11 protein-coding genes are annotated in these 14,473 nt (G+C 27.5%); 5 read left to right on the forward strand and 6 right to left on the reverse strand.

The annotated features are described in order from the left end of the window. Positions 1-84 precede the first annotated feature (84 nt). Positions 85-1,140, forward strand: a complete 1,056-nt coding sequence (locus ACAN_RS12690; protein WP_228150612.1) for a flagellar basal body P-ring protein FlgI — start codon at positions 85-87, stop codon at positions 1,138-1,140. A gap of 2 nt (positions 1,141-1,142) precedes the next feature. Further along, positions 1,143-2,240 (forward strand): flagellar motor switch protein FliM, encoded by a 1,098-nt coding sequence (fliM, locus tag ACAN_RS12695; RefSeq protein WP_099333732.1) that lies wholly within the window; start codon positions 1,143-1,145, stop codon positions 2,238-2,240. Positions 2,241-2,259: 19 nt separating this feature from the next. Here the strand turns inward: fliM and pyrC are convergent, their stop codons facing one another. The 5 genes from pyrC to ACAN_RS12720 form a co-directional block, all read right to left on the reverse strand. Beyond that, positions 2,260-3,282 carry a dihydroorotase gene (gene pyrC, locus ACAN_RS12700; RefSeq protein ID WP_099333733.1) on the reverse strand — a complete coding sequence of 341 codons (1,023 nt, stop codon included), beginning with the start codon at positions 3,280-3,282 and terminating at the stop codon, positions 2,260-2,262. Between the two features lies 1 nt (position 3,283). After that, positions 3,284-3,622, reverse strand: coding sequence for a P-II family nitrogen regulator (locus ACAN_RS12705; RefSeq protein ID WP_079577700.1), 339 nt, complete (start codon positions 3,620-3,622; stop codon positions 3,284-3,286). Between the two features lie 83 nt (positions 3,623-3,705). Then, positions 3,706-4,893, reverse strand: a complete 1,188-nt coding sequence (locus ACAN_RS12710) for an ammonium transporter family protein (protein WP_099333734.1) — start codon at positions 4,891-4,893, stop codon at positions 3,706-3,708. 116 nt (positions 4,894-5,009) lie between these two features. Continuing rightward, entirely contained in the window at positions 5,010-5,348 is a 339-nt protein-coding gene (locus ACAN_RS12715) for a P-II family nitrogen regulator (protein WP_079577702.1), read from the reverse strand. A gap of 20 nt (positions 5,349-5,368) precedes the next feature. Continuing rightward, positions 5,369-6,583 (reverse strand): ammonium transporter family protein, encoded by a 1,215-nt coding sequence (locus ACAN_RS12720; RefSeq protein ID WP_099333735.1) that lies wholly within the window; start codon positions 6,581-6,583, stop codon positions 5,369-5,371. Positions 6,584-6,822: 239 nt separating this feature from the next. On the opposite strand from ACAN_RS12720, the gene ACAN_RS12725 reads away from it, so the two are divergent. From ACAN_RS12725 to ACAN_RS12735, 3 genes are read left to right on the forward strand one after another with little or no spacing between them, the layout of a single operon-like run. After that, positions 6,823-7,683, forward strand: a complete 861-nt coding sequence (locus ACAN_RS12725) for a hypothetical protein (RefSeq protein WP_079577704.1) — start codon at positions 6,823-6,825, stop codon at positions 7,681-7,683. Positions 7,684-7,693: 10 nt separating this feature from the next. Beyond that, entirely contained in the window at positions 7,694-8,446 is a 753-nt protein-coding gene (locus ACAN_RS12730; RefSeq protein ID WP_099333736.1) for a sigma 54-interacting transcriptional regulator, read from the forward strand. Beyond that, positions 8,443-10,995, forward strand: coding sequence for a [protein-PII] uridylyltransferase family protein (locus ACAN_RS12735; protein WP_099333737.1), 2,553 nt, complete (start codon positions 8,443-8,445; stop codon positions 10,993-10,995). Before ACAN_RS12730 ends, ACAN_RS12735 begins: the two co-directional genes overlap by 4 nt. On the opposite strand, the gene ACAN_RS12740 is transcribed toward ACAN_RS12735, so the two are convergent. After that, positions 10,992-14,450: an acyl-[ACP]--phospholipid O-acyltransferase gene (locus ACAN_RS12740; RefSeq protein WP_099333738.1), complete on the reverse strand. Its 3,459-nt coding sequence runs from the start codon at positions 14,448-14,450 to the stop codon at positions 10,992-10,994. The genes ACAN_RS12735 and ACAN_RS12740 overlap by 4 nt on opposite strands. Between the last annotated feature and the right edge of the window lie 23 nt (positions 14,451-14,473).

Here is a 14,473-nt window from a genome sequence, read left to right on the forward strand (position 1 = left end):
CCCTAAAATAATTTTTATGTAGATTATACCTTTATTTTATAAAATTTTAGATAAAATTGAATGAAATTGTACAAGGGTGTTTCATTGAGAAATATATTAGCTATTTTATTATTATTAACATCATCAATTTTTGCACAAACAATTAAAGATATTTCAAATGTAGTTGGTATTAGAGATAACCAATTAATAGGATATGGCTTAATTGTGGGTCTTGCAGGAACAGGTGACAAAAGTCAATTTACAATGCAATCACTGCAAAATCTTCTTAGAAATTCATATATAAAAATTCCAACATCTTCAATAAAGTCAAAAAATATTGCAGCAGTTATGGTAACAGCAAAACTTCCTCCATTTGCAAGGCAAGGGGATAAAATAAAAATTAAAGTTTCTGCAATTGGTGATGCAAAATCAATTGATCATGGACAACTTTTATTAACTCAATTAAAAGGTGTTGATGGAAATGTTTATGCTTTAGGTCAAGGTACAGTTGTAGCTGATTTAAAAAACTTAACAACTGGTTTTATATATAATGGTGCTACAATAGAAAATGAAGTTGATTTTACATTAGGAAATGAAGAAGAGATAACTTTAAGTTTATTTAAAAATAGTGCAAAACATGCTGATGCAATTGAGAAAAAAGTCAATGATAGATTTGGGAAAAGAATCGCAAAAGCAATTGATACAAGAACTATCAAAATAAAAAAACCACCAACAATGTCTATTGTAAAATTTTTATCAGTTGTTCAAAATATTGAACTTGATGATTCATTTAAAAGAAAAATTATAATTGATATGAATAGAGAGATTATCATTGCAGGTGCTGATATTAAAATTGATCCAGTTACAATAAGTAGAGATAATTTTACTTTAAGAGTAAAAAAATCAAACTTAAATGAAGAAGATTGGAATGATAGAGCTGTAAATAGAGGTGTTGATATAGGTGATGATGTAAAAGTTGGGAATAACCCAGCAGAAGTAAATATAGACAATGCCCTAATTAACACAAAAAGTGCTCCAACAGTTTCTGATTTAATGAGAGCAATGAAAGTAATGAAGTTACCTATTACAGATATAATTGAAACTATAAAATTAATTAAAGACTTAGGTTCAATAGATGCTGAAGTTGAAATAAGAGGATAAGAATGGCTGAATTTTTAAGTCAAGATGAGATTGATGCCCTTTTAGATATAGCCGAACAAGGTGAAGATATCGACACAACCGTCGAAGAAAAACCTATATCTAAAGAAAAAAACTATTCAATTTATGATTTTAAAAAACCAAATAGAATCTCAAATGAACAATTTAAAGCATTTTCTACTTTACATGATAAGATGCTAAGAGATTTAATTACTGATCTTTCAGCAATGCTTAGAAAAATAGTAGATATAAAACTTTACTCAATTGAGCAAATGACTTATGGAGAGTTTATTCTTTCAATTCCTCAATTAACTTCTCTTAATACACTATCAATTAAACCACTTGAGGGAAGAATAGTAATTGAGTGCAACCCTGGAATTTCACATAAAATAATTGCAGAACTTCTAGGAAGTGGAGCAGTTGCTGCAAGTGATAATTTAGATAGGGAATTAACAGAAATTGAAGTAGAGATTTTTGATCACTTCTATAAAATGTTTGTAAAACATATGTATAGAGCTTGGGATGAAGTAACTACTTTAAATTTTAAAATAGAATCAAGAGATACAAATGCCAATGCAATTCAAATTATTTCTGATCATGAAATTGTCTTACTTGTTGTACTTGAAATCACAATTGATGAAGAATCAGGTTTTTTGTCTATTTGTTACCCTATTTCTTATATTGAACAACTTTTAAATAAAATTGTTGAAAGAATTTTCTCTGAGGGGAAAAATAGAAAAATCAGTAGAAGAAGAGATATAACAACACTTATTTCAGGTGCAAAAATGCACATTCAAGCAATTATGGCAGAAACAGAGATGAATGTTGAAGATATATTAAACCTTAAAAAAGGTGATGTAATTGTATTTAATAAAAATGCAACTTCTTCATCTTCAAAACTTTATATTAATAACAAAGAAAAATTTGTTGGACTCTCTGGAATTTCAAATAATAGAAAAGCAGTTCAAATTGAGGCAAATATCGATCACGAAAAACAAGAAACTCTTGAAATCTTAAGAATAATGAGAGAAGATAGAGAACAAAAAGCAAAAGAAACAAATGCAAATATCAAGCGTTTATTAGCAGAAAAAGGTATTTATTAAAAGTAAGCAAAGGCTTACTTTATAATATACTTTCTATACTCCAATTAAGTTTTTCACCTGCATACATTGGAACTACATTTTCATTTTTATATTCATAAATATTTGGCACTTCAAACTCTTTTTTAATTAAAGTTATTTTTTTATTTAAAGGTTCAAAATCATATATTTTTTGTGCATTCAAACTAATAAATGCATTTAAATTATCTAGTTTTTCATATTTTTCAAAAAGTTCTGTTAATACTTGTAATGCAATAGGAGATGTAAATACCCCAGCAGCACAACCACAACACTCTTTTTTATGTTTAGGATGAGGAGCACTATCACTTCCAAACATTAGCTTAGGATGAGCATTTAATGCTGCTTGTAATAAAGCTTCTTTATCTTCATATCTCTTTGCTATAGGTTTACAAAATAGATGTGGTTTTAAAGCTCCGCCAGCTACATCATCAAGCGTAATCAATAGATGATGTAAAGTAACAGTTGCATATAGGTTGTCATACTTGTTTAAAAGCTCAACCGCATCTTTTGTAGTTATATGCTCCATTATAATTTTTAAATTAGGAAAATTTAATGCTAGTGATTCATAGATTGGCATGAACTCCTTTTCTCTATCCATAACAAAACCATTTGTTTCACCATGAACACATAAAGGAATATTTAACTTGCTCATTATTTCTAATGTAGGTCTTAAAACATCTACATCCATAGAAGAAACACCAGTTTCTGAATTTGTTGTAATACCTGCTGGATATAATTTAATCCCTATTATTTCATCTTTAATATCATTTAAAAATTCATAAGAATAATTACCTTGAAAGAATAGAGTCATATATGGGATAAAAGTATCCCCTTCACATGCTTTTAAGATTCTATTTTTATAAGAGATTAAAGCTTCTTTTGTTGTTACAGGAGGAACCAAGTTTGGCATTATTAATGCACCTGCAAAAGTTTTTGATGTATGTGGAGCCACAAGTTTTAGCATATCTTCATCTCTTAAATGAAGATGCATATCCAAAGGTGAATCAATTATAAACTTTTGCATACTAAATAGCTTCCTCGTCTTCTTCTCCTGTTCTAATTCTTACAACTTTTTCAATACTACTAACAAAAATCTTACCATCACCGATTTTTCCTGTTTTTGCTGATTCTGTAATTATAGAAATTGTATTATCTACTTGATCTTCTGCAACAATAAGCTCTAATTTAATTTTTGGCAAAAAGTCCACAACATATTCAGCGCCTCTATAAAGTTCAGAATGACCTTGTTGTCTTCCATAACCTTTTACATCAGAAACTGTCATACCTGTAATACCAGCTTCACTTAATGCATCTTTTACATCTTCTAATTTAAATGGTTTAATAATTGCTTCTATTTTCTTCACTACTTTTCCTTTTTTTAGTTCTTATATTTTAACAAAAATTGTTTAAATTAAAATTATCTTAAATTTTAAAATACCAAGAAGCATTAAAATGCTCTTTTAAACTCTGGATATGCTTCAAGACCGCACTCTTGAACATCTAAGCCTTGCATCTCTTCTTCATTATGCGCTCTAAGAGCTACAATTTTATTTAACATAAATAAAACTACATATGAAACAACAAAAGCAAATATACCAATAACAAGTACACCTTTTAATTGCCCAAAAAATGTAATACCTTGACCATTACTAGCAAATATACCAACAGCTAAAGTACCCCAAATACCATTTACTAAATGAACAGAAAGGGCACCAACTGGATCATCAATTCTTAGTTTATCAAAAAATGATACTGCAAATACAACTAAAGCTCCACCAATTGCACCAATTAATATTGGAGTATAAATATTATATAAATCAGGTCCAGCAGTAATTGCAACTAATCCACCTAAAGCTCCATTTAATATCATTGTTATATCTAACTTTGAATATTTTATATACATTATAATAGATACCATTATAGCTCCAGCAAGTCCTGCTGTATTTGTATTTAAAATAGTAAGTGCAACTGCATTTGCACTCTCTTTACTAGCAATTGAGCCAACACTTCCACCATTAAATCCAAACCAACCAATCCATAATAACATTGCACCTAAAGTAACTAAAGGAATATTTGAAGCTGGAATTACTCTAACTCCTCCAGTTTTAGGATATCTTCCTTTTCTATTTCCAATAATTAAAATTGCAGCAAGTAATGCCCAACCTCCTGTACTATGAATTACAGTTGAACCAGCTAAATCATACATACTTAAATTTAATACTGTATTTTCTAAAAAGTTTGCACCCCAAGTAACATTTACTACAAGAGGATAAATAACAGATGCCATTAATACTGTAAAAAATGCCAAAGGAATAACCTTTGCCCTTTCACTAACTCCTCCACTCATAATATTTACTACTTTTCCTACAAATGCCATTTGAAAAAGAAAAGCTGCCCACTTACTCATACTATCACTTCCAAAATCACCAAATGCAATTGAGTATCCAAAAAGTAAAAATGCCAAAGATGCAACTGCGTAAATTAAAGTATTGATTGTTAAGACTGCTGTAACATTTTTTGTTCTTACAAGTCCTGCCTCAAGCATGGCAAAACCTGGAACCATAAAAATGATTAATACCATTGCAAAAATAGCAAAAAAGGTATCTAGCACATAAGATATTGATTCAATCTCCATAAATTATCCCCTAAATGATTTTTATATAGAATAATTATAATAAGAAATTAAAAAGTAGAACTATTTTTTTTGTATATATTTTATACATTTGTTTAAAAAGAGGCACGCTGCCCCTTTTAAACTGCTTCAGAACCTCTTTGTTCTGTTCTAATTCTTACAACCTCATCTAAGGGTGTAACAAAGATTTTACCATCACCAATTTTCCCTGTTTTAGAAGATTCAATAATTGCTTTTATTGTTTGTTCAACATCTTCATCATTTACAACTACTTCTATTTTGATTTTTGCAAGAAAATCAACAATATACTCAGCACCTCTATAAAGCTCAGAGTGACCTTGTTGTCTTCCATAACCTTTTACATCAGATACTGTCATACCTGTGATTCCTAAATCAACTAAGGCTTCTTTTACATCATCAAGTTTAAAAGGTTTAATAATCGCTTCAATTTTTTTCATTTGTCAATCCTTTATATAGATTATGATCTTTTAAATTCAGGATAAGCTTCTAAACCTGTTTCATGAATATCAAGACCATTGATTTCTGTCTCCTCATCAACTCTTAATCCAACTGCTAAATCAAGAACTTTCCATACAATAAATGATGAAACAAATACAAAAATACCAATTATAACTACACCTTTAACTTGTGCAAAAAATGATACATCTGGATTAAAAATACCAACTGCTAATGTTCCCCAAATACCTGCAACTAAGTGAACAGAAAGCGCACCAACTGGATCATCAATTTTTAATTTATCCCATAAAGGAACTGCAATTACAACTAAAACTCCACCTACAATACCCTCAATAAAAGAAATAACCATTCCTAAATCAGGTCCTGCTGTTACAGATACAAGTCCTGCTAAAGCACCATTTAACACCATTGTTAAATCTACTTTTTTATAAATTAACTGTGTTAATATTGCTGCTGCTATTGCACCAGCACAAGCTGCCATGTTTGTATCTGCAATAACTAAAGCAATACCATCAATATCTGCTTTACTTCCTAAAGCTAATTGTGAACCACCATTAAATCCAAACCAACCCATCCATAAAATAAATGTACCAAGTGTTGCTAGTGTTAAATTTGAACCAGGAATTGGTCTTACACTACCATCTTTACCATACTTGCCTTTTCTTGCTCCAAGAATTAAGACTCCAGCAAGTGCAGCCCAACCACCAACTGAGTGTACAATTGTAGAACCAGCAAAGTCAGAAAATCCTGCAAGAATTCCACCTAATTCACTTCCACCCCATGTCCAGTGACCTTGAATTGGATAAATTACACCACTTAATACAACTACAAATATAAGAAATGGCCATAGTTTCATTCTTTCTGCAATTGTTCCTGAAATAACAGAAGCTGCTGTTGCTACAAATACAACTTGAAAAAAGAAATCAGCCATAACTGGATATCCCATTGCTTCATTTGTTTTACCTGAAAGCATAGCTCCACTTCCAATAAATGATGAGCCATCTCCATACATAAAGTTGTATCCTACAAAATAGAACATAATACAAGATATTGCAAAAAGTGCAATATTTTTTGTTAGTACAGTTGCATTATTTTTTGTTCTAGTAAGACCAGCTTCTAACATAGCAAACCCAGCTGCCATCCACATAACAAGAATTCCTGCAAATACAAACAAGAACCCATCTAAGATATATTTTACATCAGCAAAATTTTCCATAAGTCTCCTTTTGGTTTTTATGCTTTCAGTATAAAATATAAATTTTAGATTGTAAACATACTTAGTGTATATTTTATATACAATATATTATATATTTTTTATTCATTTAATTTTAAATCTTTTATTTAAGACCTTTACAAATAAAATTAATTTATATACAATTGAATAGTTTTTATACATACTTTATAATATAAATAGCTTTTAATTTTAGTATTATTAAAGTATCAAAAGGAGTACTAATGAGAGAGTTTTTAGAAGTATATGAAGAGAACCAAGATAAAGTTGATTATTTTCTACAAGAGAGTTTAAGAAATATAGGAAGATTATCTTCACATAAAAAAATAAATTTTGCACAACTATTTAATCTTTTTCCTTCACTTGAATTAGTATATATTGTAGATAAAAATACAAAGCATCAAACTTCAGATGATATTTATAAGAATAAAACCGATAATAGAGGTAAAGATAAAGATAGATCACATTTAATTTCAAAACTTGAATTAAAAAATAATCATATAGCTTTTTCAAAACCTTATATAAGTAGTGCCACTAGAAATAACTGTATTACAGTATCAATTAAAGAAGATGATGAAATTATATTTTTAGATTTTAGATTGGATATCTTACTTGAAAAATTAAATTTAATTGAACTGCATAAACCTTTTCATGCTATGACAAGAAGTTTTTATCTTTTTGTAGGCTTTTCAATGATTACACTAGCAGTAATTACAATCTTATTTTCATTATATGATTTTGTATTATATTTATTTCAAAATCAAGATATTAAATTAGAGTTTATGTTTAAACCAATAATAGCACTTACTTTAGGTATGGCTATTTTTGATTTAGCAAAAACCATTTTAGAACAAGAGGTATTTTTCAAATCTTACGCAAAAAGTTCAAGAGTTGAAACAAAAATGATAACAAAATTTTTAATTACTATTATTATTGCTTTATCGATTGAAGCTTTAATTGTTGTATTTAAAATAGCTATTGATGGATATGAAGAGATGATTAATGCATTATATTTAATCTCTGGTGTATCAATAATCTTAGTTGCTTTAGCAATATTTGTTTATTTAGATAAAAAGAAAAAGTAAAGGATAAAAAATGCAAGAGTTTATAGCCGCATCATCAAACTCTAAAGAGATTTTAAATTCAGCAAAACTTTTACAAGCTGTAAATATTCACGCTTTAATATATGGGGAAACAGGAGTAGGAAAGAAAACTTTAGCAAAGTTTATAACTCCTGATGCAAAAATATTTACATGCTATGAACTTCAAAAAGATATTTCTCAAAAAGTTTTAGATATTAATAAACAAACTATTATTATAGAAAAAATTGAAGAACTAACCAATGTTGATCTTCTTTTATCTTGGATAGAAGAGAATGAGATTAGAATAATTGCAACAACACAAGCAAAAAAACTAAATCCAAAATTAAATGATTTTTTCTCTATTACCCTTTCAATTCCACCTTTAAATCAAAGAGAAGATGATTTAAAACTACTAACTCAAAAGTTTTCAAATGAAGCAAGTACAGTTTTAAGAACTGAGAAGATACTTCCTTCAAAACTTATGCTAAATACAAATAAAAATGCGCATAGTTTAAGAAAGTCTATATATTTTTCCTATCTTTTTGAAACAGTAGGAGAAGATGAGATTTTAATGTTTTTAGAAAACTATATGTTTACAAACTTACAAGGAGAAAACTCTTATAAAGATTTTTTGTATCTTTTTGAAGTACCTTTATTAAAAGCAGCCAAGAAAAAATATAAATCTCAAGTTCAAATGGCAAAATATTTGGGATTAAATAGAATCACCTTAAGAAAAAAACTAGATATACATAAAGAGTTATTATGATTAGTGAATTTAATTTAAATGAAGTTAATTTAAAAGTAGAAGAGTTGATCTCAAATAATGCAAGTGATTTTGAGATATCAAAGGTATTTAAAAATCATATAAAAGAGTACAAAAAATCAATAGATATTGTGCTTGATACTACTGGTGGAAAAGATTTTTTTGTAAAAAATACAAAACATACAGATAAATTTTTAACTTCTTTATATAAATATATTCTAAGAAAGCATTTTGGTTCATATCAACCTATGAGTACATCTATTCCTATTACTTTAGTTGCCCTTGGAAGTTATGGAAGAGAACAACTTTGTATCTATTCTGATATTGATTTGATGATACTTTATGAGGATATTAAAGGTTATAATTTAAAAGAGATTATGGAGGATTTTATCACTCTTGCTTGGGATTGTGGATTAAAATTGGGTTCAAGAGTTCATGAACTAAATGAAATAGAAGATGCAGTAAAAGAAGATATTACAATAAAAACTTCAATCATTGAATCAAGAGTAATTTGTGGTTCAAAATATCTTTGGTTTGCTTATGAAAATACTTTAAATAATATTAGAAAAACAGATATAAAAGATTTTGTAATTGAAAAACTTGAAGAACATAAACAAAGACTATTAAAATATCCACTAAAAATGGAGCCAAATATAAAAGATGGATATGGAGGACTTAGAGAATCAAATATGATTTCTTGGATGTCATATATTCTTTATGGCACACAAAATACTAAAGACTTAATAGGAAAAGAGATAACAGAAGAAGAACACAAAATATATAGAAGTTCATTGGAGTATATTTTTCAAGTTAGAAATGCACTTCATAATATATCAAAAAGAAAATTAGATGTTGTAAACTTTGATGTATTACCAGAGCTTAGCTCAAAACTTGGATTTGTAAATAAACCACGATATACAAAAGAGAGACAATGCATGTCAAAACTTTTGTACTCATTGCATAATATTCATTTTTTCTCCACTGTAATGGTAAAAAAGTTTGCAAGAGTTTTACTAAAAGAAAACACTGAATTAAAACTATTAAAAAGTACAAGACTTAAAAAGAATCTTTATTTATTTGAGGGCAAAATTTATACATCTTTTCATAGAAAACCTGTAAGTTTAAATCTATTTTTAAAAGAGTTAATATCTTTACCAAAAGAAGTTAAATCTTTTGATAGATCTTATATTTATTATGCTAGTAAAATCAAAGTTCCTACAAAACAAACAAAAGAGTTAAAGAAAAATATTAAAACTTTGCTATTAAAAACATCTTTATATCCAATAATAAAACTTTTATATAATTCAAATTTATTCCAAACAATAATACCTATTACAAAAAAGATAATAAATCAACCTCAATTTGATGGATATCATCAACATCCAGTTGATATACACTCAATAAAAACTTTAAAAAAGATTGAAAATATTGAAGATGCATTTGTCAAAGAGATTTATGATTCATTAACTCCTAGTGAAAAATCAATTACAAAACTTGCTTCACTTTTGCATGATGTAGGGAAAGGAAGAACAGTTGACCATCATGAAGCAGGAGAAAAACTCTCAAAAAACTTTTTACTTTCTTTAGACTTTGATAGTAAACAAGTACAAATGGCAAGTCAATTAGTAAGATATCATAATAAAATGAGTGCTTATGCTAAAAATGAAGATATATACTCTGAAAGAATAATTTTAGCATTTACAGGAATTGTAAAAACAAGAAAAATGCTAAAAATGCTTTATGTTTTAACTTATGCCGATATCTCAGCAGTTGGTAAAAATGTATTTAATAGCTCAACGGCATCACTTTTAAAAGAGCTTTATTTCCAATCATTACCAGCTTTTGAAAATCTTGAATTACTAAAAGAGAGTTCAAGAAGAGTTGCAAAAATCAATACGATTAAAAATTTAAAAAGATACAAAGAGTTATCAAATCTTATGAAAAGAAAAATTAAATATATTGCTTCAAACCAAATTTTCTTAAGATTAAAAGCTGAAGATATTTTAGATATTGCAATAAAAGCAAAAGATGTAAATAGCTATATTTATAAAATCACAAATGATGAACAATTGGTTATTAGAATAATTAGAAAAATTCCTTTAAATTTAGGTTTTTTACTTGGTAAATTAGAGTTTTTAAATATTTTCAGTATGAATATTTTTAAACTTTATGATGAGAAAAAAGCTTTTGAGATTACTTTTAGTGAAAAAGTTGACCAAGGAGATATTGAGCTTGTTAAACAAATAATTGAAAGTTCATTTGATATGAGTAAGATAACAAAAACTAAAAAACCTGTTATCAAAAAAAGTGAAGTTATTGCAAACTGCAATCATAGTCCATACCTAGCTTCACTACAAGTAAAAACAAAAGATCAAAAGGGTCTTTTTGCTTATATTGCAAAAATATTTGATGATTTTAATATCGAGATTGAAAGTGCTAAACTTGCTAGTACTAAAAATTACACAAGAGATTTAATTTTGATTGAGAAAAATGGAACTTTTTGTGGGAAACAAGATGAAATTATCAATCTTATTTGCTCAAATGAAGATTAATCTTCATTTGAAGCCAATTTAGATACAGCTTTAAAATCCATCTTTCCACTACCAAGTCTTGGTATTTGTTCTACTACTTTATATTCACTTGGAATTAAAAGTTTATTATCAAAAGAGTTTTTAATTTTTTGCTTTAACTCTTGAAGTTTTAAAGAAGAGATATTACTTAAAAGCAAAACTATTTTCTCTCCTTTTTTTTCATCTTTCATAGCACTTGCCACAATTTCAACATCATCATCAATGAGTTTTTCAATTTTTCTTTCTATAAAAGATAGGCTTATCATCTCTCCACCAAGCTTTGCAAACCTTGAATATCTATCAACAATGCTCAAAAATCCTTCACTATTTATTTTGCCTTTATCTCCTGTAATATACCAAGTTCTACCATCTATTTGTTTTAATACACTTTTTGTTTTTTCTTTATCATTTAAATAGCCTTTCATAACCTGAATACCACTTATTAAAACCATTCCTTCTTCTTCGACTTTCAAAGGTTCGAAAGTTTTAGGATTAACAATTTTTATCATAGTTCCAGGTATTGGCATACCAACGCTTCCTTTTAATGTTCCTTTTTGAATACTAAAATCAGAAGCAACAATATCAGGTAAATTACAAGCTGCAACAGGTGAAGTTTCAGTTGTCCCATAACCTTCTAAAATCTGCTTATTAAACTTTTGATAAAACTCATTTGCAACTTTTTCACTTAATTTTTCTGCACCTGCTATTACAAACCTTAAAGACTCAAACATTAAAGGATTTATTTTTCTATTTTTTGTATAAAGTCTAAAAAAAGTAGAAGTTCCACACATAATAGTAACCTTATATTTACTAACTTGTTTTGCAATAGTTTGACCATCAGTTGGGTCTGCACTACAAACTGTGAAAACTCCTTCCATTAAAGGTAAAAAAGTTGTTACAACTGTTCCAAAAGCATGGAAAAGAGGTAATGAACCTAAAATAATATCATCATCTTTTACATTTAAAACATTTGCAATTTGTGAACAGTTTCCAACAATATTATCATGACTTAATTCAATTGCTTTTGGAGTATCTTCACTTCCACTACTAAACATAATAAGTGCTGTTGAATCTTTTTTTATTTTTTTTATATGAAAAGTTTTCAATATAAAACTTGGAAGAATAACTACACTTGATAAAGTTATTAAGCCTTTTATCTTAGATAACTTTTTTTTCTCTTCTTCTAATATAGTAAGTTCAAAATTATTTTCTAATTCATCAAGATTTATTCCCTTGTCCTTTAATTTTTCTAAAAACTTTTTAGAGGTTATTACTCTTTTTGCTTCTGCTTTTTTAAGTGAATTTACAACTACTTTAAAAGAGCTTGTATAGTTTACATTTATTACTTTTTTTCCAAGCATTAATAAAGCTGTATTTATAAAACTTCCAGTAGCACTTGCAGGAAGCATAACAGCTATGCTACTCTCTTCATACTTTTTAAAAAGATTTTTAAAAAGTATTGAAACTGTTAGAAACTTATATGCACTTAATGTAAGTCCTGTTGAATCTGTAATTATAGTTTTTGTTTTTACTTGCTTTAATCTATCAAAAATTTCACAAGGAACAGTTTGCATATTTTTTATATGCTCTACCCAAGCCGTAGTAGATAAATCCAAAACCTCATTTTTTATTCTATTTGCATTTGCTTTATCTTTTGGTATAGGCTTTGAAAAGGAAACTGTAACTAAATTTGTTCTTCTATTTTGAATAAATTTTTTATTTGCTCTTGAGAACATACTCTCCCACAATCCTCTTATATAAAAAGCCACCACATCTACATCTTGTGTAGTTAAAGATAAAATTCTTTCAAAACCTTTTTTAAACTCTCCTAAATGACCATTTCTAGTAATTGCTCCTTCTGGAAAAATCACTACTACATTTTTCTTATCAAGTTCATTTGCAATTATTGAAAAGCTTTTTTTGCTTGAATAACTAGAAATAGATATGGCATTAAAAAACTTCAAAAGCCAGTTTAAATACCACTTTTCATAAATTGATTTTTCCATTACAAACTTTATATCTCTTGGAGTTGCCATGTAAATTATTGCCCAATCAATCCATGAAACATGATTTCCTAAAAGTAAAACTCCTTTATTTGAATCAATATTATCAACTCCACTAACTTCAAGCTTGTACTTTAACCCAACAATAAATTTTAAAAAAAATAGAATCATAGATTGAGGGATTGATATAACTGTATAAAAAGCACCAATAATAGTAATTGCAAGCAAAATATAAATTGTATATAAAGTATCTAAATTATAATACGAAACAATAGTTGTCATAACTAAAATTGCAAACATGAAAATTGATTGAAGCCAATTGCTTCCTGCTAAAATAGTTCCAAGCTTTACTCTTTTACTATTAAATTGAATTAATGAATTTAAAGGAACAATAAACAAACCTCCAAAAAATCCAAAAATTATAAAATTTATTATTAGTTGTGTTGGTGTTTGAAGTAAAGTAGAAGTAAAAATTGTTGTTGCCATAAATATGGCTGAAATAGGAATGGTTCCTACTTCAATGTAGTGTCTTGAATACTTTGAATAAAAAAATGCTCCCAATGCAATTCCTACACCACTTGAAGCTAAAATCATATTTATTATAAATACATCTTGTATATTTAAATACTGTTTTGCATAAGATGGAAATACAGCAAGCATACCTTGTGAAACTGCCCAAAAAACACTAAGACCTATAATCGATAATGATATTATATGATTTGATGTAATATGCTTTATATTTTTTGCAAGTAAGTCACCTTTTATATATCTTTTTAAATCAAAAGCATAAGCTTTTCTTTTTTTATTTACTTTTAATTTTTTCAATACTAAAAATGATACTGTAAGCTCTAAAAAAGCAATAGGTACAATACAAAAAGCAAGTGGCATTACACTATTTAACAGTTCATTTTGATTTGTAAGAATACTTAAATTATATGTAGTATAAAAAGTTTCAAAAATATAAGAAAAAACAGCCATAGTAAATAAAATTGCAATAATAGAAATAGCTTGTAAATGAGAGTTTCCTAAAGCAATATTATTTTTACCATAAATATCTATTATTATTCCAAACTTTGCAGGTGAATAAATAGCACTTTGAATAGCTAAACAAAAAAGAAAAAACATTGCTAAGTAAAAACTTGAAAACATATATGCAAGAAGTATCAATAAACTTAAAGCAAAAGAAGAAAATGCTCCATAAACTAAAATATCTCGCTTATTGAATCTATCGCTTAAGTATCCACTAAAAGAAAACAATAATATAAAAGGGATGATTATTAAAAGATTTATTATAGATATCCAAAAAACTTGAGTAGAGCCATCAAAAACCTTAAATGCAATATTTTGAAGAATAATCTTATGGGAAATATCCACGAATACATTACAAAAAACAACAAATAAAAATGCTATTTTAATTTTAAAATAATTTTTCATATCAACCTTAATAGTCATAAAAT

The sequence above is a fragment of the Malaciobacter canalis genome, from assembly GCF_008000835.1.
GTDB classification, from domain to species: Bacteria; Campylobacterota; Campylobacteria; order Campylobacterales; family Arcobacteraceae; genus Malaciobacter; species Malaciobacter canalis.

Coding starts and splice junctions, on each gene's coding strand:
- ACAN_RS12720 (WP_099333735.1), bottom strand. CDS start 6,583: ATGGAAAATTTTGCTGATGTAAAATATATCTTAGATGGGTTCTTGTTT.
- fliM (WP_099333732.1), top strand. CDS start 1,143: ATGGCTGAATTTTTAAGTCAAGATGAGATTGATGCCCTTTTAGATATA.
- ACAN_RS12725 (WP_079577704.1), top strand. CDS start 6,823: ATGAGAGAGTTTTTAGAAGTATATGAAGAGAACCAAGATAAAGTTGAT.
- ACAN_RS12730 (WP_099333736.1), top strand. CDS start 7,694: ATGCAAGAGTTTATAGCCGCATCATCAAACTCTAAAGAGATTTTAAAT.
- ACAN_RS12735 (WP_099333737.1), top strand. CDS start 8,443: ATGATTAGTGAATTTAATTTAAATGAAGTTAATTTAAAAGTAGAAGAG.
- ACAN_RS12710 (WP_099333734.1), bottom strand. CDS start 4,893: ATGGAGATTGAATCAATATCTTATGTGCTAGATACCTTTTTTGCTATT.
- ACAN_RS12740 (WP_099333738.1), bottom strand. CDS start 14,450: ATGAAAAATTATTTTAAAATTAAAATAGCATTTTTATTTGTTGTTTTT.
- ACAN_RS12715 (WP_079577702.1), bottom strand. CDS start 5,348: ATGAAAAAAATTGAAGCGATTATTAAACCTTTTAAACTTGATGATGTA.
- pyrC (WP_099333733.1), bottom strand. CDS start 3,282: ATGCAAAAGTTTATAATTGATTCACCTTTGGATATGCATCTTCATTTA.